The following is a 26,556-nucleotide window of genomic DNA, read 5'->3' as shown; positions in this document are numbered from 1 at the left end:
GAATTAATCTGGTTTACCGTGATAGAAATCTTGAAAAACTTCGATAAGCAACTCACGAATTTCGGTCTTCGGTAGTACGGTCGTATTTGTGGCTAGAATAGAAGCGATCCCATGTGTGAAAATCCACATTTTTGTAATTACTTTGGAATCCAAAGAAGGTATGTCTTTACCAGCCAATTCATACAAGCTATCCAGCTGAAAAGAATCCGACATACATAACAATCGAAACAGATGTTTTTCTGTTTGCGCCAATTCCAGATAGCTTAACCCCATACTTAGAAACAGTGGAATATCAGGATCTGTAGATGGCGTATTCATTACCTCTGAGAAATAAAGGCGGACATTATCATATAAAGCCGCTTTAAGATGATTCATATTTTCAAAGATATGAAATATGGGTTGTGTAGAACAATTGAGCTCCTTCGCTAGTAATCGGGCCGTCAAATTCTCGTAACCGTTTTTCCTCGTAAGCTCAAAGGCTTTATCAAGTATTTCTTCACGGGACACCTTTGCTTTTGGTGGCATTAATGATCCCCCATTTCCTTGTGATTACGTTATATAACGATGTTATATAACAATGTTATTATACGATAATTTTGGTTGTTCGTCTATTAGTGAAAAGCTCTTTTACATTGTGATTCCATATAAAGAAGAAGAAATTATTGACAATTTTAATCGTAATAATTACAATTAACACGATATTAATAGTAATGATTATTATTAATAAACAACCATACTGTGGAGGTATCTCATGAGAGCATCAAATAGAAGATGGTTAGCAAGAAAGAGGGCTTTATCGTATTTTCTAAGCGCATTTTCGGTGTTTTTGTTATTGACAGGCTGTGAGTCTGGTTCATCTGAATTGACAGCAAATCATGATGCATCTAGTGCAATAAATTCGCAAACGGATAAAGAGGAATTGGTGCTTGCAGTAGGAAAAATGGACGGAGGGCAGTTTGATCCGAAGAAAGGCTGGGGAATGACACAAATTCGTCTGACGCATAGCTCGTTGCTTACGATTGACCCAGAGCTTAACTTTATCGGGGATCTTGCCAAATCCTATACGATTAGCGAGGATGCGCTGACGTGGACCTTCCCATTACGCGAGGATGCTAAATTCTCCAACGGGGAGCAGGTTACCGCGGGAGATGTAAAGTTTACATATGAAATGCTTAAAGAGGACGGTATTAAATTCGATTTGTCGTTTGTGAAATCGATTGAAGCTACTGATAACCACACCGTTGTCATTACACTTAACGAGCCGCGTTCCACCTTTGTAAGCCAGCTCACTGAGATCGGGATTGTTCCGAAGGCTCATTACGATGACCATTATTCACAGAATCCGATTGGTTCAGGACCGTATAAGATTGTTCAATACGATGATGGGCAGCAGGTTATTATGGAATACAATCCTTACTGGTACGGGACAGAGCCCCAATTCAAAAAGCTGACTTTTCTGCTGTATGAAGAGGACGCCGCATTGGCTGCTGCAAAGGCTGGTGAGGCCGACATCGTCTATGTTCCTCCGACATTCGCGGAGCAGCAGGTGGAGGGGATGACACTTCGCATATATGAGAGCATTGACTCCCGTGGAATTATGCTGCCTACACAACCGAGCGGCGGCAAAGGTCTGACTAATGGCAAAGAGGTGGAGTACGGCAATGATGTGACCAGCGATCTCGCAATACGTCAGTCTCTGAATGTTGGTCTTAACCGTCAGGAGCTTCTTGATGTCGCATTGAACGGTTACGGGCAGAAGGCGTATTGTCTTTGTGACAATATGCCGTGGTTTAACGAAGAGACCGTTACTGAGGATGGTGATGTCGAAGCTGCCAAAAAGATACTTGCTGATGGGGGCTGGGTGGATACGAACAAGGACGGAATTGTAGAAAAAGACGGTCGCAAAGCTGAGTTTACCCTTTATTTTAGCTCAAGTGACCAGCTTCGCAGTGACCTTTCATTAGCTGTAGCAGATCAGGCCGCTGAATTCGGCATCAAGATGAACACGGTGGGTACGACCTGGGATGATATTTATGTGAAAGGCAAGACCGCCGCAGTGGCTTGGGGAGGGGGGAGACATCACCCACATCAGCTATACACAATGAATTCCTCCAAGGTGTTCGATCAGGGCATCAACAATATGTCATATTATCGCAATCCCAAGGTCGATGAGTATCTGGACAAGGCGTTAACCGCACCTACTCAGGAGGAGTCAAACAAGTACTGGAAGCTTGCTCAGTGGGATGGAACAACCGGATTTAGCGGAATTGGAGATGCGCCGATTGTTTGGCTGGTGCGTGTAGACCATTTGTACCTGGCTAATGAGAAGCTGGATCTCGGCAAGCAGCCGATTCACTCCCACGGTCATGAATGGGCTTTGTTTGGCAATGTTACAGAATGGACTTGGGGCAAATGATCGTAATGAAAAGCATAGTGGTCCGCCTGATTCGTGTAGTAACGCTGTTATTCGGGTTATCTGTCCTGACTTTTTCGTTGATTCATCTGTCCCCCCTTGATCCGGTTAACGCATACATCGGCGGAGACAGCTCGGCATCGCCGGAGCAAATTGAGAAATTTAAAGAGTATTGGGGCGTGGATAAAAGCCCGGTAGAGCAATACTTGTTCTGGGCAGGGGCGATGCTGGAGGGCAACTTTGGCATCTCTAAGCTGTATCGGAGTCCGGTCATTGATATTATCCAGAGTCGATTCTTGACCTCATTGGCGTTAATGGGCACTGCGTGGATTTTATCAGGGGTTTTCGGGTATTTGCTAGGGATGACCGCTGCTATGAATCGGGGTAAAAAAATAGATAAAATCATTAAATGGTACAGCTATACGCTGGTATCCACCCCTATTTTCTGGATGGGGCTTATACTGTTAATCGTGTTTGCCGTCTGGCTTAAGTGGTTCCCCGTAGGCTTGGCGGTTCCGGCTGGAATGCTGGAAAGCGAAGTGCGTTTCATTGACCGGATTCATCATTTTGTGCTGCCAGCTCTGACTTTAAGCATTCTGGGCGTTGCCAATGTGGCGATGCATACGCGCGAGAAAATGATCGATATCCTGAACACGGAGTACGTTACCTTTGCTATGGCGAGGGGCGAAAGCCGATGGCAAATTTTCAAAAACCACGGCTTTCGTAACTCCATCATTCCTGCCATATCCCTGCAATTTGCTTATTTTGGCGAGCTGTTCGGAGGCTCTATGCTGGCGGAGCAGGTGTTTGCTTATCCGGGGCTTGGCAGCACCTTGACGACTGCCGGTTTAAAAGGTGATCTTCCCTTAATGGTAGGCATTATTCTGATCAGCTCCTTGTTTGTATTTGCAGGCAATCTGATTGCTGATATGTTGAACAGAATCGTTGATCCACGAACGAAGGGGGTGGTTTAGTATGCTGAGTATACAAGAGGAGATCGAAGTCCAAGGAGTGAAAGTAGGCGGGGAATTTAATGTCCGAAAAAAAATGCTCTTGTGGCTAACGATATCCTCCGGTTTTTTGCTCATCATTCTGATACTTAGCTTCTGGCTAAGCAATGACCATCTTCGCTTGAATGCAACGAACAAAAACCTTGCCCCAAGTCTGGGACATTTGTTCGGAACGGATTGGCTTGGACGGGATATGCTGACGCGAACGATGAAGGGTTTGCGTCTGTCATTGGCAGTGGGGGCATTCGCCTCCTTGATCAGCGTTATTATCGCAACGGTTATGGGGATTTGCGCGGCGACGTTTGGTAAGGCGGTGGATGCAGTTATCTCCTGGATCATCGATTTATTTATTGGTATGCCGCATCTTGTATTTATGGTTCTGATTTGCTTTATCGCAGGTGGAGGTATTCATGGTATCGTATTGAGCATTTCTTTAACTCATTGGACAGCATTAGCAAGGGTAGTGCGTTCTGAAGTGCTTCAAATCAAAAGCGCCGAATATATCCAAATATCCAGAAGCTATGGAAAATCTCCGTGGTACATTGCAAGAAAGCACATCATGCCAGCGATTTTTCCGCAAATTATGATCGGGTTTTTGCTCATGTTTCCCCATGTGATTTTGCATGAAGCGGCGCTAACCTTTCTCGGCTTCGGGCTGTCTCCGCAAACTCCGGCGATCGGGATTATATTGTCTGAAGCGATGAGCCATATTTCAACGGGAAAATGGTGGCTGGTTGTTTTTCCGGGTCTGCTGTTAGTAGTTGTCGTTAAATGTTTTGACAGTATAGGTGAGCAGCTCCGTATTTTGCTGGAACCAGCAAGCTCGAATGAATAGAAGGGGGATTCAGCTTGAGTTCAACACAGAAAAAAACGTTACTACAGGTGGAAAACCTGTCGATTGGCTTCTCTCAATATGTTAAGGGAACGCAAAAGCGCGTAATATGGCCGATCAACGATATGCATGTGGACATTGCGGAAGGTGAGATTGTGGCCGTGGTAGGTGCAAGCGGTTCAGGTAAAAGCCTATTGGCACATGCGTTGCTAGGCATTTTGCCTGGCAATGCCATCTGCCTCGGAAGCATCATGTATAGGGGTGAAGAGTTGACCGACAAAAGGAAGGGACAGCTTAGGGGACGCGAAATTTCCTTTATCCCACAATCGGTTAATTATCTTGATCCTCTTATGCGTGTCGGAAAGCAGGTTCAGATTGGCCTGAATAAGAAATCAGCAAAGGCACAGCAGGAACGGCTCTTTGCACAACATGGCTTGAACAATAGCGATGGTCGGCTGTTTCCACATGAGCTGTCAGGCGGGATGCTGCGCAGGGTGCTGTTTGCAACCAGTGTAAGGGAAGGCGTCAAGCTTGTTATTGCTGACGAGCCAACGCCCGGAATCCATCCTGAGGCGCTTGCTGAAATCTTGAAGCAGCTTAAGCAATTTGCCGATGATGGTGCGGGAGTGATGCTGATTACCCATGATATCATGTCGGCTCTTGAAATCGCGGACCGTGTGGCTGTCATCAAGGACGGAACTACGGTGGAAATCTCTGAGGCGGAGGCTTTTGAAGGCAATGGTGAACGGCTGAAAACTGAATATACCCAAAGGCTATGGAGAGCTTTACCGCAGCATGATTTCGATACGGAAGTTACGGGAAAGGCAGTGGTTGCACCATGTCTCTGATTGGGGAAAATCTGGGTTACTATTATCACAAGGACCGCTGGATATTGAAGGATACGAACATATCTGTAGCTCCAGGCGAGGTGCTGGGATTATCCGGCTATAGCGGTTGCGGCAAAACGACGCTCTCCAGAATTTTGGCCGGGTACATTGCACCTCAGAGAGGGCGTGTAACGGTGGATGATCAGGTAATGGAGAGGCATACTTTTCGCCCCGTTCAATTGATCTACCAGCACCCGGAAAAAGCAATTAATCCCAAGTGGCGCATGCGCGATGTTTTGACTGAATCCTATGCACCCTCACAGGAAATTCTCGATGCCTTTGAAATACGGGAGGAATGGCTAAGTCGCTGGCCTGTCGAGCTGTCCGGTGGTGAGAAGCAGCGCTTCTGCATAGTTCGTGCGCTGAATCCTGCCACTAGATATATCATTGCTGACGAAATGACAACCATGCTCGATGCGATTACTCAAGCTAAAATTTGGCATTCGTTTCTTAACATCTGCAAAAACAGGGATATCGGAGTTATCGTTGTCAGCCATGAGACGAGTCTGTTGAATCGAATTTGTGATCGTATATTTAAGGTCGGGGAGCAGTAAACAATGATTAAAGCAAAAACCTAAAGCCTGCAAATGTGCAGGCTTTTTGCAATGAATTCGCACAATTCTATAGAAAGCCAGCAAATGTGCAGTTTTTCTCTCTGAATAAGGCAAAATATGAGCTGAAGATAGAAATAAGTTGCATATTTGCAGGAATTATCTTGGGTGAAATATTCAAATGAAAAAAAACTGCACTATTGCCGGAATTTCGCCGTTTCTAACGATTCAGCAGGTGGCAGGTGCTATTGGTATATCCGTTATGGTCTCGCTTTTATCAGCTAAACAAAATACTTACTTATCCACTGTGTCCAATGATATGACAGAAGCAACGGCATCGGGATCATCGTTTGTGCTTACGATTGGTCTAGTATTGGCGATTATCAATTTGGTATTGTCGTTATTTATTGTTGATAGTTGATTCCATTTACACCGGTTATTTTACGATAGAAGAATACACTTTGAATTATAGGAGCTTGTTGGGCGAAATCCATACTTATAATATAAACTAAATGAACGGGTTCTCCAGTTTGAAATGCTCCCCTTACGGCAGATAGGTTTAAAAAGAAAACCTGCTGCAGTGAGGGGAGCATTTTGCTTGGTTAAATATCCGACTTTTTAAAATGCGCTAGGGCAAAGATCAAGATGCTTCCACAGAATATCACCCAACAGCCTGCTGAGAACAAAAGTCCGGTCTGCGGAAAAATAAACATACTTGGCATGCTCTGAAGTGATCCCATAAGAACAAGGCACATGATGATAAATAGAACAGAACTTCGAATCATAACAGCTAGTGAGAAGAACAGTGTGGTATATAAAATAAAGGCGACTAGCTTTATGGTGCACAAAATATAGAGTTGCTGCAGGTTATCCCCGATCAAGGAAACCCCTCCTGACATTGGAAGAGCCAGTAGCAGACAGGAGACGAGATTGATGATCAGAACCAGAAATGCAAACTGAACGCTGGATATCCATTTTGCCAGTATGATTTGCAAACGGGATATGGGGCGAATGAACAAAAGCTTGGCAGTACCTGATGAGAATTCGTAATTGATGATCTGGGAGACGAAGAGAATTAGAATAACATATAGTATCTGGTTTTCCATCTGGAATAAGTTGAACACAACGGTCCAGTAATTGCTAATAGGCTGGTTCTGAAGTGTGGTTAATAGCAGGATGGTTAGAATGGAAACAAAAGATATGCAGAGCATGATCCAAGTGGACTGCATGTTATACAGCTTCATGTTTTCATTACGAACTAATCCAAACAGTTTCATATAAAATAGCACCCCTACTTTCAAGACTTAGTGAATTTCTTACTTTTTTTAACGATAATTTTTCCTGTGTCGCTGCCAATCTCAAGCTTGGCAGGATGATCCGTCATTTCACCAAGTTTGCCCGCTATTCGATTCATACCGATCTGGCTAAGCGGAGCAGGTACAGTTGTGAAGGAAGCATCAAGATCTGTACGGACTAGACCGTTGGAGTAGAACAAGAAGGATAGAGCCTGTGAAGAGGAAGTAATGCCAACCTCAATATTTCCTTTATTCGTCTGCACCTTATTTTGCTTATTAAGCGGCCGCCATTGCTCAATGGTTATTTGACCGGAGCTTGTAGTTAGTGAGGCATCTCCTTCCAGCTTCTTGATTTGAATATTTCCGAGGCCGGAATCAACTGTTAACTCTTGACCAGCATAAGAATCCAGATAAATACCGCCAAGATTGCTTTTGAAGCTGAAATTTTCGGTTGTCAGGGGCTGCTCGGCATATACGCTTCCGAATTTGGTTCTAATGGTTAAGTTTTGGAGTTGGTTAGCGGGTAGATCAATATGCAATCCGACAGATTTGGTCAGGCTGAGTGAGGAGATAGCAGCATTCTTCTCAAGTGTCTGTATGTGCAAATGATCGTTATCAGATACCAGAAAAACGTCGTAATCACTCAGCTTGGAGGCTATGCCAGTGATTTGCGCATGTATTTGATTATCGGGGCTTATTGATAAATAAATGTCCGTGATATCACTGCTGATTGTAATATTTTCTATGCCATTTGCTTCAATACTCTGTTCCTTGTCCAAATCAACCGTATAGAGACTATTGACTCCTACTATGCCTGCAATAATAAGTACAAGCAGGAGTAACAGGCTGATCCAGGTCATATGTTTTTTCATGATTTGACTTCCTTTCAGGTGCTCTTTCTTTTGTTATACCTCTTGTCGCTGGAATGCTCTCCAGCCAATGATAAGGAATGCTGCATTAAGCAGGCTCCAAGACAAAAAAGTGACAGAGGTGCTCATTCCGGGGATCACGGGAACGAAACTTACAGTAATGGAAAAGAATAGTATCGTAATAAGAAGGGAGAGGCCTTGATGACGAGTAAGTATAGTTACCATAAAGGCCAATGCTATATAAAATGGGAAAATAAACAGCTTCATTACAAATAGCTTAATCATCACTGGCAATCCCTCCATCTGATTCCATCCTTCGAATCCGGATATAATCCCTGCAAGGGTCATGGTCAGCGGAATGCTGCCTAGGATACCAAGCAGTGCATATAAGAGAATCGTAATGTACTTGGATAACAGGATCGAGCTTCGAGACAGCGGCCTGATCAGCAGAAGTTTAATGGTACCGGCTGAATACTCTCTGCTAATCATATGGATGGAAATAATGATCGAGATCAACATGAAAAGCTGGGTAAATATCTGCAATGCATACGAGACGCTGTCCCAATAAGTTGAAAAGGGCCACGAGTTGCCCCAACGCTGTCCGATGACCGCTAATGCAGTGCATGCATATACAATCAACAGTGAGAGGATACTGCTTCGCTGCTGATAGAGCTTCATATGTTCATTTTTAACCAGATTGATAAACTTCATATAACATTCCCACTTGTGATTCTCAGGAAGGCATCCTCTAAAGGCGTTTTGGACTGAGAAGCGGAGGATAATTCTGAAATTTCCAGGGTCTGCAAAAGCTTGCCTTGCTGTACAATACCTACCCGATCACACATCAGCTCGATCTCGGAGAGCAAATGGGAAGAGATGAGAACGGCAGTATTGTCTGCATGAGCCAATTTGCGTAGATAATCGCGTGTTTCTCGGATACCGGCAGGATCAAGTCCATTTGTGGGTTCATCGAGAATAAGCAATGAAGGGGAATGAAGCAGTGCTTGCGCCAGTCCTAATCGTTGCCGCATACCGAGTGAGTAACTGCGTACAGTATCATGGATTCTGTTCGTGAGTCCTACGATGTCAGCCATCTCCATAATTCGATCATGCGCGATGTTCTCATGCATACGAGCGAAGTGGAGCAGGTTCTGATAGCCGGTGAGATACGTATACAGGTCGGGTTGTTCTATAATAGCCCCTACCTGGGAAATAGCTCTGGAAAAGTCGGTCCTAATGCTATGGCCGTGAATCACGATATCTCCTTGCTGTAGCGAGGTCAAGCCGACGATTAATCGAATGGTAGACGTCTTTCCAGCCCCATTGGGACCCAGCAGACCGAATACTTCACCTGGGAATATATCCAGATTCATTTGATCTATAATCTTTCTGTTATCGATTGTTTTGCTGACATCACGAAGTTGTAATACAGGTTCCTGTAGCATGGCTTTCACTCCTTTATCTTCTCATTCCTTATATTCAATGAGAATTTGGTATCGCAGGCAGATAGGATCCGCTGATAAACTCTGGAATCTCCTTAGTAGGATTGCTGTCAGGGATAGATTTGAGATGAAGGGGGGAGTTTATTGTTCATCATAGAATACCTCTCTTTACAAGTTGACCAGAATAATTTTTTGTCTTAGGAATTAGACAATATAGGGTAAAACATAGAGAGTTGGCCGAAGGAGCAGTAACGATAATTTTATTTCTTCTTTCTGGTTAGAAGAGCGGTGATTCCGGTGATTAGTCCCAGACCTGCTGCACTTACAAGACTGTACAATAGCTCTGGTTTTCTAATTCCTACATAAAGAAACCCGTTCAAGAACAAGGTAACAACACATAGTAAAAATATCCATTTCATAATTTGATATGTTGACATGATTAATCCCTCTCCTTTTCAAAATCCATTTTTTCCATGTTCTTCTCTGTAAAAAGAAATATATCCCGCCAACAATTTCGCAACTTGTAAAATTACCCCATTTGTATTACTATCATAGTACACTAAGATAGTATGAATGATCAATAGAAAAATAAATAACTCCTACATTAGTGAAGGAAGTATTCCAAGGAAATGCACTCGATCTCACATACCTTCAATTACAATTAGTGTGTTTACAGGATTGTGCTCGGCATATGGAAATATGATGCTCGTTACCGTTTATCAGCTACGTCTAGATCAAGATAAACTGTTTACTTTTAAATAATGTTATGACTATTTCTAACTTATTAAAGTTTAGCATCGTGGTGTTCAGTGTGAAGGGGATTCGAAGTGTTTCAGGGGATGGAGTAAAGATAATGTTGATAATGAAATGGATGTAACAAGTGTATCTTTAGTTGCCCGATACCAATATATAGAATAAAATAGAATTATGTGGAGACTAAAAGAGTGAGGGCAAATAATGAAATTCTCCAATGATCATCCGATATATTTGCAAATTAAGAATGACTTCTATCAACGCATCTGTAATGGCAATCTCCGCCCTGGGGACAAGCTGCCATCGGTAAGAGAAATGGCTATTGAGGTAGGAGTGAACCCCAATACGATTCAGCGAACGTACACTGACATGGAACGAGATGGTGTGGTTGAGAAACGACGGGGGCAAAGATCATTTGTGACTGATGATGAGGAAATAATAAATCAACTAAGGTCTCAGATGGCTGAAGTAGAGGTGAATTTTTTTTTAAATTCAATGAAGCAAATGGGTTACACTAATGAAGAAATCCAGCAGCAAATTACTGAAGTGATTAAGAGGGAAGGGGGTTCCTGATTGCAACATTCAATTACGGTTGAGCTAGATCAGGTTACAAAGCGGTTTGGTAGGATTGTGGCTGTTAATAATGTCTCTCTTAGGTTGCCTGATCAAGGATTTGTTGGACTGCTTGGACTAAATGGCAGCGGTAAGACAACTCTTCTGAACCTAATTGCCGGATTGTTACGTCCCACAGAAGGTAGTATAAGACTAGATGGATCTAGGGTAACACGACAATCAGGTAAGCAGATTGCATATGTGACAGATGATCAGTCTTTATATGGCTTCTATACGATTCAGGAGACGATAGGTTATGCCGAGAGGGTCTATCCCGACTTCGTAAGGGCGGCAGCAGAAGAGATTGTTACGTTCCTGAAGTTTGATGTAAATAAGAAGGTGGCTCAGCTATCCAAGGGCAACAAGATGCGATTGAATATTGCTATCGCACTTGCACGTCGAGTGCCGCTGCTGCTTATGGATGAGCCTTTGGCGGGGCTGGACCCGCTTGTACGAGAGGATATTTTGAAAATGTTTGTTCATTTCGGTTGTATTTATCAGAAGACCATTGTTATTTCTTCTCACGAGGTGTCCGAGATAGAGCCTTACCTGGACTATGCGATCTTCATGAAAGAAGGCCAGATGACGCTTTATGCTTCAGCTGAGAAGATTCGAGAAGAACGTGAGCAAAGTATGTTAAACGTAATGAGGGAGTATTGTGTATGACATCCTGGATAACGTTATTTTATAAAGAATTCAGAGCGTCGAAGATGTGGATCTACTTCAATATACTCCTCATCTTAATCGGAGCAGCGGTTTTTTTCTTTATCGACGAGACTCAGATCGTACTCTATAGCTTATTGGTGATGATTTTATTCCATGTCATCTATCTTCCGGTATGGGTCATTTATTCAATCTTCACCGAATGGAAGAATAGAACGTTAGTCCACTGGTTTAACCTGCCGCATTCAGGCTTTGTACTTCTTACAGCCAAGTACGTCGCTGGAATTGTGATGATGATTGTGTCATTAATAGTATGCAACAGCTTATTGGTGCTGCTGTATAGCTCGATACTGGATACGAGTAATGAATTAGTAATTCAAGCAAGTGACTGGTTTGTTACTCATTTCTGGAGTATTTTTGTTGGCACGATGATCATGGCTATTTTTTCAGGCACTCAAGTTGTCTGTGCTATTATTATTGCGAAAAGTGCCACCAGATTCGGTTTAATCTTTGTCGCTATCTTCTTATTGTTACCAACCCTGTTCCAGATATTATTTCACGATACGATAGGTTATACGAAGTTGGTATCATGGGGAATGACTACTTCAGCTTCGGCAGAGTGGCTGCATCCACTTTTATTGAATCAGCATGAGACGCTACCTGCTATTAATGTATTATCTGAATTAACGATTTTCTCGCTGGGTATTATGCTGCCACAGCTTGTTTATTCGATACTTCTCATCTGGATTAGCAGCAAACTACTGGATAAGGCGGTTCAAGTTTAGTTATAGTCATATACAAGAAATAGGTTGAGTAGAGAAGCGGCATTTACCAGTTTAAGTCTTCTAATTCGTGGATCGTTTGCAAGAAGACAAATCCTGCAGCCACTGTAACGTTTGGTTTGTCTTCCTTGTGCAGCTAAGTGCATCTATTTATACGGTTTACAGAGGTGGCTCGGCTGATCCCTGCGTAAACGAAAGAGATTATCCCATATACAGTTAAGCCAGTGATGCTATGTTGCTAGACAACGAAGAAATCATGGATATGATTCTGCCCATCATGAGGTCGGATATGCAGCTGTGTGATACATATACCTATCAAGATAGACCGAGGAACTATGGATCTAGAAGTGAGCGAGAATCAGTTATGGGCATGGAAGGATCTGACTGCAAGTGATTTTAAATTGCACATGCTGCCCGGTGACCACTTTTTCATTCATAGCCAGCAGGACATGCTGACCAGGCTCCTCTCCCAGGAAATTTCGCAGCTCTTGGCGAGAGAGCTAGGAGAGATGACTTTTAGTTATCAATACATTGGAGTACCTTAATTGTATAAGACGATGCTAAGCAGGAGAAACATTTTCTTACTGTTTTTTTATTATAAAATTTTTTAATAATTTCCACCCTGTGTTAACTATTTAAAATGGGCAATATTATACAGCGAAGCAGTATATAGTGATAATATTTGTCATGAAGTACAATAGCTAGTAGAAATACTTACCGTGCAATTGATTCTTATACAAAGAGATCATATTGAATAGAACAAGCCGAGGCGAATTGATACGCTCTGGGCTGTTTTATTATGGGTGAAATTTTATTTCTAATCCCTACTTGACTAGGTGGAATTATTGGAATATAGTATAAAAAAGCTTAAACAGGTTTACTAATCACAATCTAAATAAAGACATAAAGATGAATAATATGGATACATTAGGGTGTAAATATATCCCATTCCAATAATTGTATACAATTATACAAATATATTGTTAGGCTTGTAGCCACACATTATCGATAAGGAGCAATAAATGGTGATACGATCGCGGAGGTTGTCAAAGGATAATACCTACTATGCATTAAAACAAAAAATTATTGATAGTGAGTTAGAGCCGAATCAACCTGTGCACGAAGAAAAATTGGCGGCGTTGCTCGGAGTCAGTCGTACTCCGCTAAGAGAAGCCATACAGAGATTGGAGAATGAGAACTTTCTCGTTAGACAGCCGAATGGTCGGCTGCGGGTAGCTACAGTCACCATTAAAGAGGTAGAAGAAATATTTCTTATTCGCAGTATGCTTGAAGGCTATATTGCAAGAAGTGCAGCTAGGAACGCTACTGACAAAGATATTCATAATTTAACGACGATAGTTAAAAAAATTAAGCAATCCTTCCAACTTGGTGATAATCAGAATTTTGTATCCTATGGCTTTGAGTTTCATGATTATTTATCTGAAATAAGTCAGCTCACAACGTTCGAGAAGGTTCTGAATCAATTAAGAGATCATTCGCTTCGCTACTGTCGATTCGTCTCTATGCACGGAGATTGGAGCAAGCAGGCAGATGAAGGCCATGATCTGATCTTCCAAATGATAGCTGAGAAGAATGAAGAGGGTGCAGAACAAGCAATGCGAGCTCATATTTTAAGCAGCCTATCTACTGCGCTCAAGCGAATCGAAGGGGTTGAAGATAACGAGGAGGCATGAGCTCGTGTCCATTGAGCCATATCGAAAGGGGAGTACATCACCTATGAATCCACTGAATGAGGTTGATCAAGCTTTAGCTAATCAATTAATAGATGTTCGAAGAAATTTGCACCGAGAGCCTGAATTAGCTTATGAAGAGTTTAGAACGACAGAGAAATTACGGGAATGGTTGACCCATGCGAATATTCATATTCTGGATCTTCCGTTGCAAACCGGACTCATCGCAGAGATCGGACAGGAGAAAGGACCTATTGTAGCCATTCGCTGTGATATTGACGCACTTCCGATAGATGAACAAACCGAATTGCCTTTTGCCTCTGAGGTCCCTGGAAAAATGCATGCATGTGGTCACGATTTCCACACGGCTACTATTTTAGGTGCTGCGCTCCTATTGAAGGCCCGTGAAGGAGATTTGCCTGGAAGAGTTAGAGTGCTGTTCCAGCCGGCAGAAGAGACAGGACATGGAGCTGAAAGTGTCTTGGCCTCAGGGGGGCTTAAGGATGTTGCGGCTATATTTGGTCTGCATAATTCACCAGACTTGCCTACAGGTGTTTTTGGGACGAGAACAGGAGCTTTAACGGCAGGTGTTGATCGGTTTGAAATCACTGTAAAGGGTGTCGGCGCTCATGCGGCTACTCCTGAAAAAGGTGTTGATACGATAGTGACTTCAGCTCAAATCATAACAGCTCTACAAACCATCGTAAGCCGTCAGAACAGTTCGACAGAGCCGGTTGTGCTAAGTGTTACCAGAATTAATGGAGGCTCTACATGGAATGTATTACCGGAACAAGTTGAATTAGAAGGCACGGTTCGAACTTACAATGAAGAGATTCGTCGTCTCATACCTATACAAATGACTAGAATTATCGAAGGGGTCGCTGCAGCAGCTGGGGCAGAGGCACAATTACATTGGTATCCAGGCCCTCCAGCAACGATAAATCATGGAGAATGGGCTGACTTTACCAAAGAGATCGCCTCACAAGCCGGTTATGATGTACATGATATCCCGCCGCAAATGGGAGGAGAAGATTTCTCATTTTATTTACAGCAGATACCCGGTGCTTTTGTAAATATAGGAACAGGCCCGGCCTATGCTTTACATCATCCTCGTTTCGATGTTGATGAGGCTGCGATATTACCTGCTGCCAAATATTTTGCTTTATTAGCCGAACAAGCACTGGTGAAGCTGCAGGAGAAAGCTAATTCCTGAATCCAAAATTCGAAGTACGATTGGGGGGAATAAAAATGATTGAATTAAAGAATGTTTACAAAACGTTTACTAGGAAAGGGATCACAATTGATGCTCTTAAAGGGATCGATTTAAAGGTCGAAAAAGGCGATATATTCGGGGTTATCGGCTACAGTGGTGCAGGGAAGAGCACATTAATTCGTTTAGTCAATTATTTGGAAAGACCAACCAAAGGACAGGTTCTGGTATCTGGACGTGATTTAGGCACTTACAATGATAAAGAATTACGAGCTGCTAAGAAAAATATAGGCATGATCTTTCAACACTTTAATCTATTAGAATCTAAAAAAGTATTTGATAATGTGGCGATCCCTCTCGTTCTATTAAAAAAGAATAAAAATGAAATTCGCCAGCGGGTATTGGAATTGCTAGAGTTTGTTGGTTTGACCGACAAAGCGGACAGTTACCCGAGTGAATTATCCGGTGGACAGAAACAGCGTGTCGGGATTGCCAGAGCGCTTGCTTCGAATCCGTCTATCCTACTGTGCGACGAAGCGACCTCTGCTTTGGATCCGCAGACGACCCATTCGATCTTGCAGCTTTTGAAAAAAATCAATGCTGAATACAACATTACTGTGATGATCATTACTCATGAAATGTCTGTCATTCAAGAAATTTGTAACAAGGTGGCGGTGATGGAAGAGGGGCGGATTATCGAACAAGGAAGCGTTCTAGATGTTTTCGGACATCCCAAACATCAGACTACACAAAATTTTGTCAAGACGGTTATTCAAAATAGCGTTACTTCAAGCGTTCAAAAATCAATCCATGCAGAACATGGCAGTCATCGTTATAAACTTAGTTTTGCCGGTGCAAAAGCTTCTGAGCCTGTCCTGTATGAGATGATTCGTTCCTGCGATGTGAAGGTCAATATTTTATTTGCGAATATGACAGAGATTCAAGAAACGACATTGGGAACCATGATTATTCAATTAAGTGGAGAGGCATCAGAGCTTAACAATGCTTTATCTTTCTTAAAAAGGAATGGAGTCGGTATAGAGGAGGTAGAATCTGATGTTTAAAACAGCAATAACCGGTGATCAATTTCTGCAGGCGATTATCGAGACGATTCAAATGGTGGGAATCTCTTTGTTTGTTGGCTCGCTGATCGGCATTCCATTTGGGATACTACTTGTAGTCACTCGTCCAGGTGGGGTTTTGGAGAACAAAGTGCTTTATGCCATACTAAATCCGATTATCAACATTATACGCTCTTTGCCTTTTATTATTTTGCTAGTAGCGATTGTACCCTTCACCCGCTTGATTGTGCAGACCTCAATTGGGACAAGTGCAGCGATCGTACCGTTGATTATCTATATTGCACCCTATATAGGACGTTTGGTAGAAAACTCCCTGCTTGAAGTGAATCCGGGAATCCTTGAAGCCGCCGAGTCGATGGGGGCTACTCCATTTCAAGTCATAAAGTATTTCTTGCTGCCGGAGGCGGTTGGATCATTAATCCTGTCTTTGACAACTGCCACGATCGGTTTGATTGGCGCAACTGCAATGGCCGGAACTGTGGGGGGCGGCGGTGTCGGAGACTTGGCTATCGTATATGGATACCAACGTTTTGACACTGTTGTTGTGATAGCTACTGTAATTATTCTCATTATTTTAGTACAAGGCATTCAATCTTTAGGTAATACACTAGCAAGGAAAATTCGTCGCTACTAGTAATAACATACATTGGGGGGATCGACAGATGAGTGAGTGGAGCAAGCAAGATCGATTTAATGCATTATTATCCGGAGAACTGGCGGATCGTCCGATTGTCAGCGGATGGCGTCATTTCATTGACAAAGAACAAAATGCAGATGATTTAGCAGAAACAACAATTTCTTTTACCAAAAAATACGATTGGGATTGGGTCAAGATTAATCCAAGAGCGACTTATTTAGCGGAAGCTTGGGGGAATCAATACGACTTTAAGGATTATCAGACCGTATTTCCTAGGCAGCAAACGACGGTGATTCCGACAGCAGCTAATCTGTGGGATATCGAAGTCATAAAGGCTGTAGATTCAGCACCTTTGGCAGAGCACTTAGATGCGGTTAGAAAAATTCGTCAAGGATTGCCTGAAACCCCACTAATCCAAACGGTATTCTCACCATTAACAGTGTTGCTATTTATTGTAGGCCGCTCTGCTTATGTTTACAAAACAGTGTTTGGCATTGAGCACCCTGTAACTTTGGAATCTTTGTTTAAAGAGCATAGGGCAGCAGCACATCATGCGTTGCATACTATTTCATTAACCTTGGCCGATTATGTACAAGAGCTGCGGCAAGCAGGTTCCGACGGCTTATTCTACGCAGTAACGGGTACGGCTCACCCTGAATTGTTTGATGATGCTATGTTTAATGAGTTATCCAGACCCTATGATTCTATTGTCCTGGAGGCTACGAGCTATGGCAAAAACATTCTTCATACTTGCGGACCTTATGCAAGGCCTGAGATATTCAATGATTATCGGATTGATGGGATTAGCTGGGATACTGTAGCCGAGGGAAATCCAGGTTTGGATGCGAATCTCAAAGCTACCAAGGTAGGTGGAGTCGATCATGCGCTGTTTGCTGCAAACGATATTGCACAAATCAAGCAGCAGGCTAAAGAAGCATTGACATTAATGAAGAATCAACCGTTTATTCTTGCGCCAAATTGCGCCATCCCACTAAATGTGACGGATGAAGCGTTGGAACAATTAAAAAAATCTGTATCTGAATAGGAGAGGAAAGTATGAAAAAGTTAGTGTTAGTGATGTTGATAGGTGTTCTGGCAGTGTTGACGGCTTGCGGAAATCAAGCAGCAGAGAATTCTGGAGATAAGAAGAAGATTACCGTTGGATTTGGTGTCGGAACCTATGAGGAACAATTCCGTCAATCGATTCAACCGATTCTGGAGAAAAAGGGATATACCATTGATATAAAAACCTTCTCGCAGAACATGCAAGTCAATCCAGCGATGAAGGAAGGCTCTATTGACGCTAGTATATTCCAAAGTACGGCCTATATGGAGGCCATTAACAAAGAAATCAATGCAGACATGGTAGGCATAGCTTATGTACCGGGTGCTCCGCAAGGTCTTTATTCCGTAAAGCATACTACGCTGGACGATGTCAAAGATGGTACAACCGTAGCTGTTCCGAACGATCCGGTGAACCAAGAGCGTGCACTGCGTATTCTGGAAGAACTGGGTTGGGTCAAAATTAAAGATGGTGCGGGTGTAGCTGATTTTAACATTAACAGTATGGAACCGGATAAATATAATATTGACATTAAAATCCTGGACCCGGCTCAAATTCTGGTTTCCCTTCAAGATGTTGATTATGGTGTTGTAAACGGTAATTACATTGCGAATTCGGACAGAAAGATTACAGATGCTTTAAAAATAGAAAATACACCGCTGGAACACAGAATTATCGTATCGGTAAATAAAAAGGACGAAAATGCTCAATGGGCAAAAGACTTGAAAGCAGCTTATGAATCCAAAGAGTTTGAAGAATATATTATTGGATTAGAGAAATATGATGGCTTCATTCTGCCTGAAGCATGGAATAACAATTAATTAAGGATGTGAATGAAAGTGACAAAAGAAAGGATTCATTTTATTGGAGGAGGGCAGATGGCGGAAGCGATCATTCGGGCAAGTATAACGAATAACAGCCTGTCTGCAGATCAAATTAGTGTATCAGATATTAATGAGGCACGTCTTCAGTTTTTGAATACCAAATACGGCGTGGATACGAAGAATTCGCAAGCGCAGGGCCTGTCTACAGCTGATCTGATTGTGGTTGCTGTCCGGCCGCAGGATGATTTAGTTGCACTTGGACAAATTGTACAACAATTTGCTGCATCTTCTGCCGTAATTGTATCGATTGTGGCAGGTGTGACAAATGCGCAGTTGGCCGGTTATTTTGGAGCTGAACGCTCTATTATCCGGGTCATTCCTAATACATTGACCGATACTGGGTACGGATACAGTGGTGTAGCGTTAAATGCTTACGCTACTCGTGATCAAGTGGAGCGTTTCTTGCTCGGATTTGGAAAGGTAGAATATCTGGATGAGACATTAATGGATGTCTTCACTGGTTTTGGTGTAGCTGGCCCCAATTATATCTATTATTTCATTGAATCTCTAGCAGACGCTGGTGTTCTCGCTGGACTCCCGCGGGAACAAGCATGGAAGGTAGCGCTGGAGAATGTTATGGGAGCAGTCGTTATGCTTCAGCAAACAGGGCTGCATCCAAGACAGCTACTCGATATTAATAATTCTCCCGGCGGTGTTGGGATTCATGGCTTGTACGAGTTGAACAACAGTGATTTCGCAGCAGGCCTGCAAAGAAGCGTTCTTGCTGCTGTAAAACGAACTACTGAGCTAGGAGTGAAGTAATCATGGCCACGATGAAGTGGGATCATTTAGTACACTATGTTAATGATCTGAGCAAACCGATTGCAAGTTTTGAAGATCATGGATTGGTTGCTTTTAAAGGGGGTTCTCATAAAGATTGGGGAACCTATAATGCCTTAAGTTATTTTGGACTGACTTATATTGAGTTTCTGGGCATCGAGAATCTTGAATTGGCCAAGGCAACAGAACATAACCGAGTGGTAAAAGATGCGGTTAAAGTTCTACCGGAGCATGAAATCTTAAGCAGGGTAGTTATCCGGACGGATAATATTGAAGAAGTAGCAGCGTCCTTGAATGAAGCAGGCTTATCATTATCTCCTATCATTAATGGCAGGCGTTTAGATAACGAGGGCAGATTAATAGAATGGCGGATGATGACTATTGATGGGCACTTTGAGGGACTGGTCTATCCATTTATCATTCAATGGAACGGAACAGATGCAGAAAGACTGGAAAGATTAACATCATCCGGAGTCATTCAGCCACATCCTGCAGGACATGCTGAAATCGTGAGCGCAGTATTCCGTGTCTCAGATCCTGCGGCTACCGCTAAACATTGGGGAGCGCTATTAGGACTGCCTGTTGCAGAGTCAGAGGACGATGCCTTTAGCCTAAAGATTGGAGATAAGTCTTTTGATTTCGTGCAAGGTGATGAGAATCAATTCAAACAGGTTATTTTTGAAACGAATTCGACAGCACTCAAAGGAAAGACGATTCAGATTGGTGAAGGAGAATATGTTTTCGTTTAATATCTTATAAATACAAATGCCAGATCGTCAAGCAATGTTCGAAATTGCCTGGAGATCTGGCATTTGTATTAGACCGGATGTATTCTACACTATTTTGATGCCAAGAGAGGCGCTATAATCTCGCGAAAGACGTCCACAGGAACCTGCTTCTTTTTCCGTTTATCATCACTCAAAACAACTACTGTTTGTATGCTCGGAATAACGTATCGTTCGGTCCGGCCGCGTCAAGACTCACTGAATTAATTAACTATATCTAGCGATAATAGAGATCATCAAGTAAAATAGTAATATCTATTCTTAAAGTCACTAGGTACATAGACACATAGAAAAGGAGACACCATGGGAAACTATCAAATATGTGATTTTTGTGGAAATTTATCCGAGAAAACAAGTAGAAAAATGTGCAAAAGCTGTGAGGACGCCTACCTCAAAATACGCAGCATCGTCGAGGTCTACCCGGACACCATGGTGATTGATATTTCGAAGCAGACCGGAATAAGTGCCAGTAAAATATTAGCCTTCGCTAGAAATGGATATTTCGTATTGAAGGAAGGAACTATTGAGGGGTTAGAGTAAGCTCGAATTATGATATAGCAGAAACAAGCCGGAGCTTGGTAATTTACCAAGTTACTGGCTTGTTTAATTTATGCGACTTACAAACTGGGGGTGACTTTGCGAAGGGGCTTTAAGCTATTGCTGGTGAATCAGCGTAGGCGCAATTAGCTGGCGGAATACATCATAAGAATACTGTTTCTTTTTAGGTTTATCATCACTTAAGACAACTACGGTTTGCAGGCTCGGAATAATGTAGACATACTGTCCACCATAACCACGGGCGTAAAAATATTGGGTAGCAGGCGCAGATGACATATCCGATGGATCAGAAACTGAATCGGTCCACCAATGCCAGCCATAGCTTCCGCGGTATGGAGCATCTACGGAGATGAAGGGCTGTACAGATTGTGCTAACAGCTCCCTTGAGATGAGCTGTTTGTTGTTCCATGTACCTTGCTGTAGATAGAGCTGCCCGAACTTCAGCATATCTGTTGGACGAAGCCACAGCCCGAAGCCGCCCGTATGTATTCCTTGAGGGTCAATCTCCCAGTTGTAGGTTTCGATACCAAGAGGCTCGAACAAATATCGCTCGGCAAATCGTGCGGTAGACATGCCCGCTGTTTGGACAAGAATGGCGGACAGCAGTTGTGAATTGCCTGAATTGTATTCCATTTTAGCCCCTGGAGGGTCTGACAAAGTCTGTTCCAGCACAAAATTAGTCCAATGGGGCGATTTGGTCATTAGAGGGAAGGACTTCTGCCCGCCAAATTCCGTCCAGTTAAAACCCGAAGACATCGTCAACAGATGCTCAAGTGTGATCTCCTGCTTTCGGGCATCATTGTCCATTTTTAGCTGTGGAAAAAATGCTGTTATTGGTGTATCAGATTGTGGAAGCAGCCCCTTATCCATAGTGATACAAATGAGTGAGGACAAGATGCTTTTGGTGCAGGAATTGATTTTTGCTAGTTCAGTCACTGTGTGTTGATTCCGATAATATTCAAAGTTTAACGTACCTTGCTGGCTAATTAAGCAGCTTCTCAGATCAAGAGCTGTAATGGCTGGATATAGTGAAGATAGGCTGTTCATCGTATTTTCCTTTTTGTCATCATTTAATGATCTGTATTGTATACATTTATATCATGATTTACCCAGAGAGTCAGTTCAATTGTTTAAATTTCAATCAAACTGTAGTGTTCTGTTTACTCATGGTAATATCCCGATTTATGAAGTTTATACCAATCCAAAACAGTGTTTTCAGATTTGGCTTTCAATAACAACAAGATTTCTTTTGCAAATTCCAACGCTGCAGAGCCATTAGCCGTAATTATATTCGAATCGCAGACAGCTTGTTTTTCAATGAAATTCTGTTCTCCATTATAATGTGGTGCTTGCGATTTCATAAAATCAAGAGTATTTCCAGAATGCTTAATTTTATCTAAATATTTATTTTCAGCCATAAAGTTAACTGCATTGCAAATAGCACCCACAGGAATATGCCTTTTAACTGCATGATCAACAACCGGTAGTACAGCATTGTTTTTCTGTTCCATCCAGGCATCCCCTCCAGCTAAAATTAGTAAGCTAAATTTTCGGGAAAATCCTCAACTGAATAATCTGGAAGAACCTGAAACCCGCCCATTGAAATTTTAGGGGTTTTATCAAGGCTTAATGTCTTAATAACATATTCTGAATCCGAAGAATTCAATTCGGAACATATATAAGCAGGTTCCCAGTCAGCATATCCATCAAAAATAAATATCAATACTTCTGTCTAAAGACCAACTTATGAGGTCTATAAAATACTAAATGAAATTTATCCAAGTTATTGGAAATTTCGTTAATTTCATTAATAAGAAGGAGTTACTTACATCTTTAATGAAATAGTATAGGATAAATATTATAAGTACATTAGAGGGAGGCACTCTCAATGAAAAAAGGATTTAAAATTATACTAGTGTTTTCGCTATTTTTTGCCATTCTCGTACAACCTGTAACGGCAGCAGCAAAGACAATAAAGTTAAAGGTAACTCTCGTAAGTGTGGAATTAGTAGAGAATAATCATGTTGGTAATGATTGGTATACAATCGCATATGTTAATGACAAAGAAATTGAGGAAGGATCAACAGTAACCCTAAGTTTAAAATCATCTGATAGCATTAAATTAGAAGCATATGCTGAGGAGCAAGATAAAATACCTGATAGTAATACTTCGAGTTTAACTATAAAGGTATCCTCTGTAACAAAAACCATAAACAAATCAATCAAGGTAAATGTTGAAGAAAACCGGGGAAGATATTCAGGAAATACAGCAGAGTGGAAGTTTACATTTAAGATACAAAAAATAGATAAGAAAACTGACTAGCAAATCATACTTATGACTATGAAGCCAGTGCGAATATATTTAAGGGAGCAAAAAATAAGATGCTAGCGCTTAGATTTACTCAAAAACTTATAAAAGATATGAAGGTAACTCCTGTTGAATTACATGAGGTTGATTCGCTTTTTAGTTGGCATGTTAATATATTGCAATTAAGAAGAAAACATATAGTTTTTGTAAATGATAAGAGTGTCCTGGGAACTATGAAGGAAATGTCTCTTTATTGTAGTGACGTGGAATTTAATCATACGTTTGATCTTAGTGCCTGGTTGAACAAGTTTATCTATAAACCTATTGATTATAAAAAACCAATTCAAGTATTCAAGAAAGAATTAGAAAGAAAATATCAATGAAGTTTTAGATGTATATATAGATGAAAAAAGAAATAAAAAATTATAATTACAGCTATAAAAGAATGAAAACCAACAGAGGTGGATAAAGAGAGGTATAGTTGATGAAAGCGTCTTGAAATTTTGGGCTTAGAAAGAAATCAAGGAGAAAAGATTATCCGGCCTCCTTATCTGATTATCTAGGCAGAAAGGTATGGACTACAAAAAACTTGGTGAAATAATAAAAACACCCGAAGTAATATCTGGTGGACTGCTACATAAGATGTTTGCATTAGAAACTACAACAGGAAAATTTAGTAAACTGGCTAAACCGTATTAATCTCAGTAAATTCGGTTAGCTTTATTATAAGGTGTATGATTTTCGTCATATCGGACTGGCTTTCATTTTGCTAATTCTACCTTAGGAGGTGGGACATAAATGAAGGTCAGTTATCCGTTCAAAGGAAATGCCGATATCAAAGAAATTAAAGAGTCACTTAAGCCTTATGGGGGACGATGCGCGAAAATCGTAGAAGGAGCTCTTGAATATCAAATTCAGGATGACAATCAGGAAGCAGCGTATGAAGCTCTAAAGAGCAAAGGATATATCGATTAAGAGAAGTCAGGAGAAATCCTGGCTTTTTCATTTTATACGTCCAACCATCACGATTTTTCGTCAGAAAACGAAGTTGAATGAAAGTATTTTGAGAGGCAGGTTCATGGTATACTATATAGAACGAATGTTCTGTGAAGTATATTGAATCGGCAGGTGGATCGATTGGGCGACCCGATTAAGATTGCAGTAAGACCTCTAGTGGAATATGTATTTAGTAGCGGGAGTTTGGAGAGTGGCTTCCGCAATATGGGTACGATGGTTGAAGGTACGAAGGCGCATCAGAAAATACAGAAACAATACAGTGAGCTAGATCAGAGTGAAGTTTATTTATCGATGGAGATTCCCTATGGGGATCTTCTCTTTGTCATAGATGGACGATGTGATGGGATTTTATTGGCGGAAGACGGGACCTATACCATAGATGAGATCAAATCAACTGCAGCAGACATTGGTTTGATCACTGAAGAGTCGTATCCGGTACACTGGGCGCAGGCTAAGTTTTATGCATATATGTATGCTAAAGCAAACGGGGTTCCGACAATGAACATTCAACTGACTTATGTTGACCTCGATGTGGAAGAGCAAAAACGGTTTGTGCAAAAGCTGGATTTTGCTGAGTTGGAGGGTTTCGTAAATGACACCGTGGGTCAATATGTCCCTTATGCCAAGATGTCTGCAACGCACCGGATAAGAAGAAATCAGAGTATCGTAGACTTATCGTTTCCATTTCCGGGATATCGGGCGGGTCAGCGAAAGCTGGCGGGAGCGGTGTATAAGACGATTGCAGAAGGGGTTAGTCTTTTCGCCAAAGCTCCTACCGGGATTGGGAAGACGATATCCACCACTTTTCCGACGCTTAAAGCGATAGGTCAAGGGCTATTGGAACGGCTATTTTACTTGACTGCTCGTACGACAACACGGACTGCTGCGGAAGAGGCTTTCGTCTTGATGGAATCCAAGGGACTCCATTTGCATGCGGTGACCCTTACAGCGAAGGAGAAAATTTGCTTCCAGGAGAAGGTTAGCTGTCGAAAAGAAGATTGTGAATATGCGGATGGTTACTATGACCGGATCAATGGCGCGGTGCTGGACATCTTGTCGAATGAAACGCGAATGAATCGGGAGGTCATCGAGCAATATGCCCGCAAGCATCGGGTGTGTCCATTTGAGTTTTCGCTGGATGTTTCGTACGCTTCGGATGCGATCATTTGCGATTACAACTACATTTTCGACCCTCGTATATCCTTAAAAAGAATGTTCGCTGAGCAGAAGAATCAGACCGCGTTGTTGGTTGATGAGGCTCATAACCTGGTTGATCGGGCTAGAGAGATGTTCTCAAGCACCTTAAACAAGCTTAGCTTTCTTGATCTGCAGCAGGAATATAAAGAGCTTAACCGCGGGATATATGATGTGACCCAAGGGTTAACCGCTTATTTTAATAAACTGAGTGAGCAGGCAGCAGAGGGAGAACTCATCCTTAAGGAACTACCTGCAGATTTCATAATGATGGTGGAATCCTTTGCTCTTCAAGCTGAGAATGAGCTGGTCAATACCGGTCTTGCTGAGCAAAATCCACTGTTGCTGGATGCTTTTTTTGCTGCTCAGAATTTTGTGAGAATCAGCAAGCTGTATGATGAACGGTACGTTACGTATGTGGAAGTCATTCAACAGGATGTTGCGATCAAGATGTTCTGCTTGGACCCCTCGTTTTTGTTAGGGGAAATGGGGAAGAGCTTCCGATCCCATATTTATTTCTCGGCCACTTTATCCCCATTGGGATATTACAGGGACATGTTAGCTGCCGGTGAGGAGGATTATAGTCTTTCTATTCCGTCACCCTTCAATCCGGAGCAATTGGATGTGCATGTGGAGCCATTATCGACTCGGTATCATGATCGAAAAGGAAGCAAGAGCCGATTGGTTCAATTATTGTTCGAGTTAACGGCAAACAGGAAGGGTAACTATTTGTTCTTTTTTCCGTCGTATGCCTATATGAATGAGATTCATGAAGCTTTTATGGCAAAAGAGCCTGATGCCCGGGTATTACTGCAACGAGCGAACTTATCTGAGGAAGAACGTGATGGGTTTCTATCTGCTTTTGATGCGAACAATCGGAGAACACTTATAGGGTTTGCAGTGATGGGAGGAATCTTCTCCGAAGGTGTCGACTTGGTTGGTGATCGGCTGACAGGTGTAGTTGTGGTTGGTGTAGGCTTGCCTCAAATCGGGTTAGAGCGCAACATTATTAGAGATTATTTCAACGAGGCAGGCAAGGATGGATTCGACTATGCTTATGTGTATCCCGGTATGAACAAAGTACTTCAAGCCGGAGGCAGACTCATCCGCTCTGAGGCAGATCGTGGAGTAATCGTACTGGTGGATGACCGCTACCTTCAGCCGCATTATGCATCATTACTACCGCCCGAGTGGCGGGAGCGTATGGTGATTGGAAAAGGCGCTAGAGGTTGAAGAGA

The 26,556-nt window shown here is 42.2% G+C and carries 31 protein-coding genes; 23 read left to right on the top strand and 8 right to left on the bottom strand.

Annotation, left to right across the window (positions count from 1 at the left end; genetic code table 11):
* Positions 1-3: 3 nt before the first annotated feature.
* Entirely contained in the window at positions 4-525 is a 522-nt protein-coding gene (locus tag BLS49_RS04880) for a TetR/AcrR family transcriptional regulator (protein WP_091227183.1), read from the bottom strand.
* 226 nt (positions 526-751) lie between these two features.
* Here BLS49_RS04880 and BLS49_RS04875 point away from each other — a divergent pair, with 226 nt between their 5' ends.
* The 6 genes from BLS49_RS04875 (at position 752) to BLS49_RS04850 (ending at position 6,114) form a co-directional block, all read left to right on the top strand.
* The gene (locus tag BLS49_RS04875; protein ID WP_091227182.1) at positions 752-2,416 is read left to right on the top strand and encodes an ABC transporter substrate-binding protein; all 1,665 of its coding nucleotides are present in this window, start codon (positions 752-754) and stop codon (positions 2,414-2,416) included.
* A 5-nt stretch (positions 2,417-2,421) separates the two neighbouring features.
* On the top strand, positions 2,422-3,387 hold the full coding sequence (locus BLS49_RS04870; RefSeq protein WP_245742271.1) for an ABC transporter permease: 966 nt from the start codon (positions 2,422-2,424) through the stop codon (positions 3,385-3,387).
* Position 3,388: 1 nt separating this feature from the next.
* Positions 3,389-4,258, top strand: coding sequence for an ABC transporter permease (locus BLS49_RS04865; protein ID WP_091227178.1), 870 nt, complete (start codon positions 3,389-3,391; stop codon positions 4,256-4,258).
* 14 nt (positions 4,259-4,272) lie between these two features.
* Positions 4,273-5,103 carry an ATP-binding cassette domain-containing protein gene (locus tag BLS49_RS04860; protein ID WP_091227176.1) on the top strand — a complete coding sequence of 277 codons (831 nt, stop codon included), beginning with the start codon at positions 4,273-4,275 and terminating at the stop codon, positions 5,101-5,103.
* Complete coding sequence (locus tag BLS49_RS04855) at positions 5,094-5,696, top strand: ABC transporter ATP-binding protein (protein ID WP_091227175.1); 603 nt, start codon at positions 5,094-5,096, stop codon at positions 5,694-5,696. The genes BLS49_RS04860 and BLS49_RS04855 overlap by 10 nt, the downstream gene beginning before the upstream one ends.
* 178 nt (positions 5,697-5,874) lie before the next feature.
* Positions 5,875-6,114, top strand: a complete 240-nt coding sequence (locus BLS49_RS04850; protein WP_175471313.1) for a hypothetical protein — start codon at positions 5,875-5,877, stop codon at positions 6,112-6,114.
* 181 nt (positions 6,115-6,295) lie between these two features.
* Here BLS49_RS04850 and BLS49_RS04845 read toward each other — a convergent pair whose 3' ends face one another.
* The 5 genes from BLS49_RS04845 to BLS49_RS24735 form a co-directional block, all read right to left on the bottom strand.
* Positions 6,296-6,970 (bottom strand): ABC transporter permease, encoded by a 675-nt coding sequence (locus BLS49_RS04845; protein ID WP_091227173.1) that lies wholly within the window; start codon positions 6,968-6,970, stop codon positions 6,296-6,298.
* Between the two features lie 20 nt (positions 6,971-6,990).
* Entirely contained in the window at positions 6,991-7,860 is an 870-nt protein-coding gene (locus BLS49_RS04840) for a DUF4097 family beta strand repeat-containing protein (protein ID WP_091227171.1), read from the bottom strand.
* A 33-nt stretch (positions 7,861-7,893) separates the two neighbouring features.
* Positions 7,894-8,568 (bottom strand): ABC transporter permease, encoded by a 675-nt coding sequence (locus BLS49_RS04835; protein WP_091227169.1) that lies wholly within the window; start codon positions 8,566-8,568, stop codon positions 7,894-7,896.
* Positions 8,565-9,302, bottom strand: coding sequence for an ABC transporter ATP-binding protein (locus BLS49_RS04830; protein ID WP_091227167.1), 738 nt, complete (start codon positions 9,300-9,302; stop codon positions 8,565-8,567). The genes BLS49_RS04835 and BLS49_RS04830 overlap by 4 nt, the downstream gene beginning before the upstream one ends.
* Positions 9,303-9,559: 257 nt before the next feature.
* On the bottom strand, positions 9,560-9,736 hold the full coding sequence (locus BLS49_RS24735) for a hypothetical protein (RefSeq protein ID WP_175471312.1): 177 nt from the start codon (positions 9,734-9,736) through the stop codon (positions 9,560-9,562).
* Between the two features lie 520 nt (positions 9,737-10,256).
* Between BLS49_RS24735 and BLS49_RS04825 the strand changes: the two genes are divergently transcribed.
* From BLS49_RS04825 to BLS49_RS04765, 13 genes are all read left to right on the top strand, one after another.
* Positions 10,257-10,625: a GntR family transcriptional regulator gene (locus BLS49_RS04825; protein ID WP_091227166.1), complete on the top strand. Its 369-nt coding sequence runs from the start codon at positions 10,257-10,259 to the stop codon at positions 10,623-10,625.
* Entirely contained in the window at positions 10,626-11,330 is a 705-nt protein-coding gene (locus tag BLS49_RS04820; RefSeq protein ID WP_091227164.1) for an ABC transporter ATP-binding protein, read from the top strand. It begins immediately after the preceding gene.
* Positions 11,327-12,112, top strand: coding sequence for a hypothetical protein (locus BLS49_RS04815; RefSeq protein WP_091227162.1), 786 nt, complete (start codon positions 11,327-11,329; stop codon positions 12,110-12,112). Before BLS49_RS04820 ends, BLS49_RS04815 begins: the two co-directional genes overlap by 4 nt.
* A 332-nt stretch (positions 12,113-12,444) precedes the next feature.
* Positions 12,445-12,654 (top strand): hypothetical protein, encoded by a 210-nt coding sequence (locus tag BLS49_RS04810; RefSeq protein ID WP_139173098.1) that lies wholly within the window; start codon positions 12,445-12,447, stop codon positions 12,652-12,654.
* A 477-nt stretch (positions 12,655-13,131) separates the two neighbouring features.
* A complete protein-coding gene (locus BLS49_RS04805) occupies positions 13,132-13,803 on the top strand; it encodes a GntR family transcriptional regulator (RefSeq protein WP_091227159.1) in 672 nt (223 codons plus the stop codon).
* Positions 13,804-13,855: 52 nt separating this feature from the next.
* Entirely contained in the window at positions 13,856-15,013 is a 1,158-nt protein-coding gene (locus BLS49_RS04800; protein WP_425432112.1) for an amidohydrolase, read from the top strand.
* Between the two features lie 35 nt (positions 15,014-15,048).
* Positions 15,049-16,074 (top strand): methionine ABC transporter ATP-binding protein, encoded by a 1,026-nt coding sequence (locus BLS49_RS04795; RefSeq protein ID WP_091227158.1) that lies wholly within the window; start codon positions 15,049-15,051, stop codon positions 16,072-16,074.
* Positions 16,067-16,726 carry a methionine ABC transporter permease gene (locus BLS49_RS04790; RefSeq protein WP_091227156.1) on the top strand — a complete coding sequence of 220 codons (660 nt, stop codon included), beginning with the start codon at positions 16,067-16,069 and terminating at the stop codon, positions 16,724-16,726. The genes BLS49_RS04795 and BLS49_RS04790 overlap by 8 nt, the downstream gene beginning before the upstream one ends.
* A 28-nt stretch (positions 16,727-16,754) precedes the next feature.
* Positions 16,755-17,774 (top strand): uroporphyrinogen decarboxylase family protein, encoded by a 1,020-nt coding sequence (locus BLS49_RS04785; protein WP_091227154.1) that lies wholly within the window; start codon positions 16,755-16,757, stop codon positions 17,772-17,774.
* A gap of 11 nt (positions 17,775-17,785) precedes the next feature.
* On the top strand, positions 17,786-18,613 hold the full coding sequence (locus BLS49_RS04780; protein ID WP_091227153.1) for a MetQ/NlpA family ABC transporter substrate-binding protein: 828 nt from the start codon (positions 17,786-17,788) through the stop codon (positions 18,611-18,613).
* Between the two features lie 12 nt (positions 18,614-18,625).
* The gene (gene proC / locus BLS49_RS04775) at positions 18,626-19,438 is read left to right on the top strand and encodes a pyrroline-5-carboxylate reductase (RefSeq protein WP_175471311.1); all 813 of its coding nucleotides are present in this window, start codon (positions 18,626-18,628) and stop codon (positions 19,436-19,438) included.
* Between the two features lie 2 nt (positions 19,439-19,440).
* Positions 19,441-20,205, top strand: a complete 765-nt coding sequence (locus tag BLS49_RS04770; protein ID WP_091227150.1) for a VOC family protein — start codon at positions 19,441-19,443, stop codon at positions 20,203-20,205.
* Between the two features lie 339 nt (positions 20,206-20,544).
* Positions 20,545-20,781 carry a hypothetical protein gene (locus BLS49_RS04765; protein ID WP_091227148.1) on the top strand — a complete coding sequence of 79 codons (237 nt, stop codon included), beginning with the start codon at positions 20,545-20,547 and terminating at the stop codon, positions 20,779-20,781.
* 114 nt (positions 20,782-20,895) lie between these two features.
* On the opposite strand, the gene BLS49_RS04760 is transcribed toward BLS49_RS04765, so the two are convergent.
* Both BLS49_RS04760 and BLS49_RS24980 read right to left on the bottom strand, forming a co-directional pair.
* Complete coding sequence (locus BLS49_RS04760) at positions 20,896-21,846, bottom strand: serine hydrolase domain-containing protein (protein WP_091227147.1); 951 nt, start codon at positions 21,844-21,846, stop codon at positions 20,896-20,898.
* 113 nt (positions 21,847-21,959) lie between these two features.
* On the bottom strand, positions 21,960-22,310 hold the full coding sequence (locus BLS49_RS24980) for a DJ-1/PfpI family protein (protein ID WP_217640030.1): 351 nt from the start codon (positions 22,308-22,310) through the stop codon (positions 21,960-21,962).
* 377 nt (positions 22,311-22,687) lie between these two features.
* On the opposite strand from BLS49_RS24980, the gene BLS49_RS04750 reads away from it, so the two are divergent.
* The 4 genes from BLS49_RS04750 (at position 22,688) to BLS49_RS04740 (ending at position 26,551) form a co-directional block, all read left to right on the top strand.
* Positions 22,688-23,122 carry a hypothetical protein gene (locus BLS49_RS04750; RefSeq protein WP_091227145.1) on the top strand — a complete coding sequence of 145 codons (435 nt, stop codon included), beginning with the start codon at positions 22,688-22,690 and terminating at the stop codon, positions 23,120-23,122.
* Positions 23,123-23,181: 59 nt separating this feature from the next.
* Positions 23,182-23,490 carry a DUF6933 domain-containing protein gene (locus tag BLS49_RS04745; RefSeq protein ID WP_091227144.1) on the top strand — a complete coding sequence of 103 codons (309 nt, stop codon included), beginning with the start codon at positions 23,182-23,184 and terminating at the stop codon, positions 23,488-23,490.
* 415 nt (positions 23,491-23,905) lie between these two features.
* Positions 23,906-24,082, top strand: a complete 177-nt coding sequence (locus tag BLS49_RS24730) for a hypothetical protein (RefSeq protein WP_175471310.1) — start codon at positions 23,906-23,908, stop codon at positions 24,080-24,082.
* Between the two features lie 162 nt (positions 24,083-24,244).
* Positions 24,245-26,551: an ATP-dependent DNA helicase gene (locus BLS49_RS04740; RefSeq protein ID WP_091227142.1), complete on the top strand. Its 2,307-nt coding sequence runs from the start codon at positions 24,245-24,247 to the stop codon at positions 26,549-26,551.
* Positions 26,552-26,556 lie beyond the last annotated feature (5 nt).

Source organism: Fontibacillus panacisegetis, from assembly GCF_900102215.1.
Lineage (GTDB): Bacteria > Bacillota > Bacilli > Paenibacillales > Paenibacillaceae > Fontibacillus > Fontibacillus panacisegetis.
This window is presented reverse-complemented; position numbering and strand designations above follow the sequence as displayed.

What these genes read in the sequence shown, in the direction of transcription:
- BLS49_RS04880 (WP_091227183.1), bottom strand. Translation starts at nt 525, where the DNA reads ATGCCACCAAAAGCAAAGGTGTCCCGTGAAGAAATACTTGATAAAGCC.
- BLS49_RS04875 (WP_091227182.1), top strand. Translation starts at nt 752, where the DNA reads ATGAGAGCATCAAATAGAAGATGGTTAGCAAGAAAGAGGGCTTTATCG.
- BLS49_RS04870 (WP_245742271.1), top strand. Translation starts at nt 2,422, where the DNA reads ATGAAAAGCATAGTGGTCCGCCTGATTCGTGTAGTAACGCTGTTATTC.
- BLS49_RS04865 (WP_091227178.1), top strand. Translation starts at nt 3,389, where the DNA reads ATGCTGAGTATACAAGAGGAGATCGAAGTCCAAGGAGTGAAAGTAGGC.
- BLS49_RS04855 (WP_091227175.1), top strand. Translation starts at nt 5,094, where the DNA reads ATGTCTCTGATTGGGGAAAATCTGGGTTACTATTATCACAAGGACCGC.
- BLS49_RS04850 (WP_175471313.1), top strand. Translation starts at nt 5,875, where the DNA reads ATGAAAAAAAACTGCACTATTGCCGGAATTTCGCCGTTTCTAACGATT.
- BLS49_RS04845 (WP_091227173.1), bottom strand. Translation starts at nt 6,970, where the DNA reads ATGAAACTGTTTGGATTAGTTCGTAATGAAAACATGAAGCTGTATAAC.
- BLS49_RS04840 (WP_091227171.1), bottom strand. Translation starts at nt 7,860, where the DNA reads ATGAAAAAACATATGACCTGGATCAGCCTGTTACTCCTGCTTGTACTT.
- BLS49_RS04835 (WP_091227169.1), bottom strand. Translation starts at nt 8,568, where the DNA reads ATGAAGTTTATCAATCTGGTTAAAAATGAACATATGAAGCTCTATCAG.
- BLS49_RS04830 (WP_091227167.1), bottom strand. Translation starts at nt 9,302, where the DNA reads ATGCTACAGGAACCTGTATTACAACTTCGTGATGTCAGCAAAACAATC.
- BLS49_RS24735 (WP_175471312.1), bottom strand. Translation starts at nt 9,736, where the DNA reads ATGTCAACATATCAAATTATGAAATGGATATTTTTACTATGTGTTGTT.
- BLS49_RS04825 (WP_091227166.1), top strand. Translation starts at nt 10,257, where the DNA reads ATGAAATTCTCCAATGATCATCCGATATATTTGCAAATTAAGAATGAC.
- BLS49_RS04815 (WP_091227162.1), top strand. Translation starts at nt 11,327, where the DNA reads ATGACATCCTGGATAACGTTATTTTATAAAGAATTCAGAGCGTCGAAG.
- BLS49_RS04810 (WP_139173098.1), top strand. Translation starts at nt 12,445, where the DNA reads ATGGATCTAGAAGTGAGCGAGAATCAGTTATGGGCATGGAAGGATCTG.
- BLS49_RS04805 (WP_091227159.1), top strand. Translation starts at nt 13,132, where the DNA reads ATGGTGATACGATCGCGGAGGTTGTCAAAGGATAATACCTACTATGCA.
- BLS49_RS04795 (WP_091227158.1), top strand. Translation starts at nt 15,049, where the DNA reads ATGATTGAATTAAAGAATGTTTACAAAACGTTTACTAGGAAAGGGATC.
- BLS49_RS04790 (WP_091227156.1), top strand. Translation starts at nt 16,067, where the DNA reads ATGTTTAAAACAGCAATAACCGGTGATCAATTTCTGCAGGCGATTATC.
- BLS49_RS04785 (WP_091227154.1), top strand. Translation starts at nt 16,755, where the DNA reads ATGAGTGAGTGGAGCAAGCAAGATCGATTTAATGCATTATTATCCGGA.
- BLS49_RS04780 (WP_091227153.1), top strand. Translation starts at nt 17,786, where the DNA reads ATGAAAAAGTTAGTGTTAGTGATGTTGATAGGTGTTCTGGCAGTGTTG.
- proC (WP_175471311.1), top strand. Translation starts at nt 18,626, where the DNA reads ATGAAAGTGACAAAAGAAAGGATTCATTTTATTGGAGGAGGGCAGATG.
- BLS49_RS04770 (WP_091227150.1), top strand. Translation starts at nt 19,441, where the DNA reads ATGGCCACGATGAAGTGGGATCATTTAGTACACTATGTTAATGATCTG.
- BLS49_RS04765 (WP_091227148.1), top strand. Translation starts at nt 20,545, where the DNA reads ATGGGAAACTATCAAATATGTGATTTTTGTGGAAATTTATCCGAGAAA.
- BLS49_RS04760 (WP_091227147.1), bottom strand. Translation starts at nt 21,846, where the DNA reads ATGAACAGCCTATCTTCACTATATCCAGCCATTACAGCTCTTGATCTG.
- BLS49_RS24980 (WP_217640030.1), bottom strand. Translation starts at nt 22,310, where the DNA reads ATGGAACAGAAAAACAATGCTGTACTACCGGTTGTTGATCATGCAGTT.
- BLS49_RS04750 (WP_091227145.1), top strand. Translation starts at nt 22,688, where the DNA reads ATGAAAAAAGGATTTAAAATTATACTAGTGTTTTCGCTATTTTTTGCC.
- BLS49_RS04745 (WP_091227144.1), top strand. Translation starts at nt 23,182, where the DNA reads ATGCTAGCGCTTAGATTTACTCAAAAACTTATAAAAGATATGAAGGTA.
- BLS49_RS24730 (WP_175471310.1), top strand. Translation starts at nt 23,906, where the DNA reads ATGAAGGTCAGTTATCCGTTCAAAGGAAATGCCGATATCAAAGAAATT.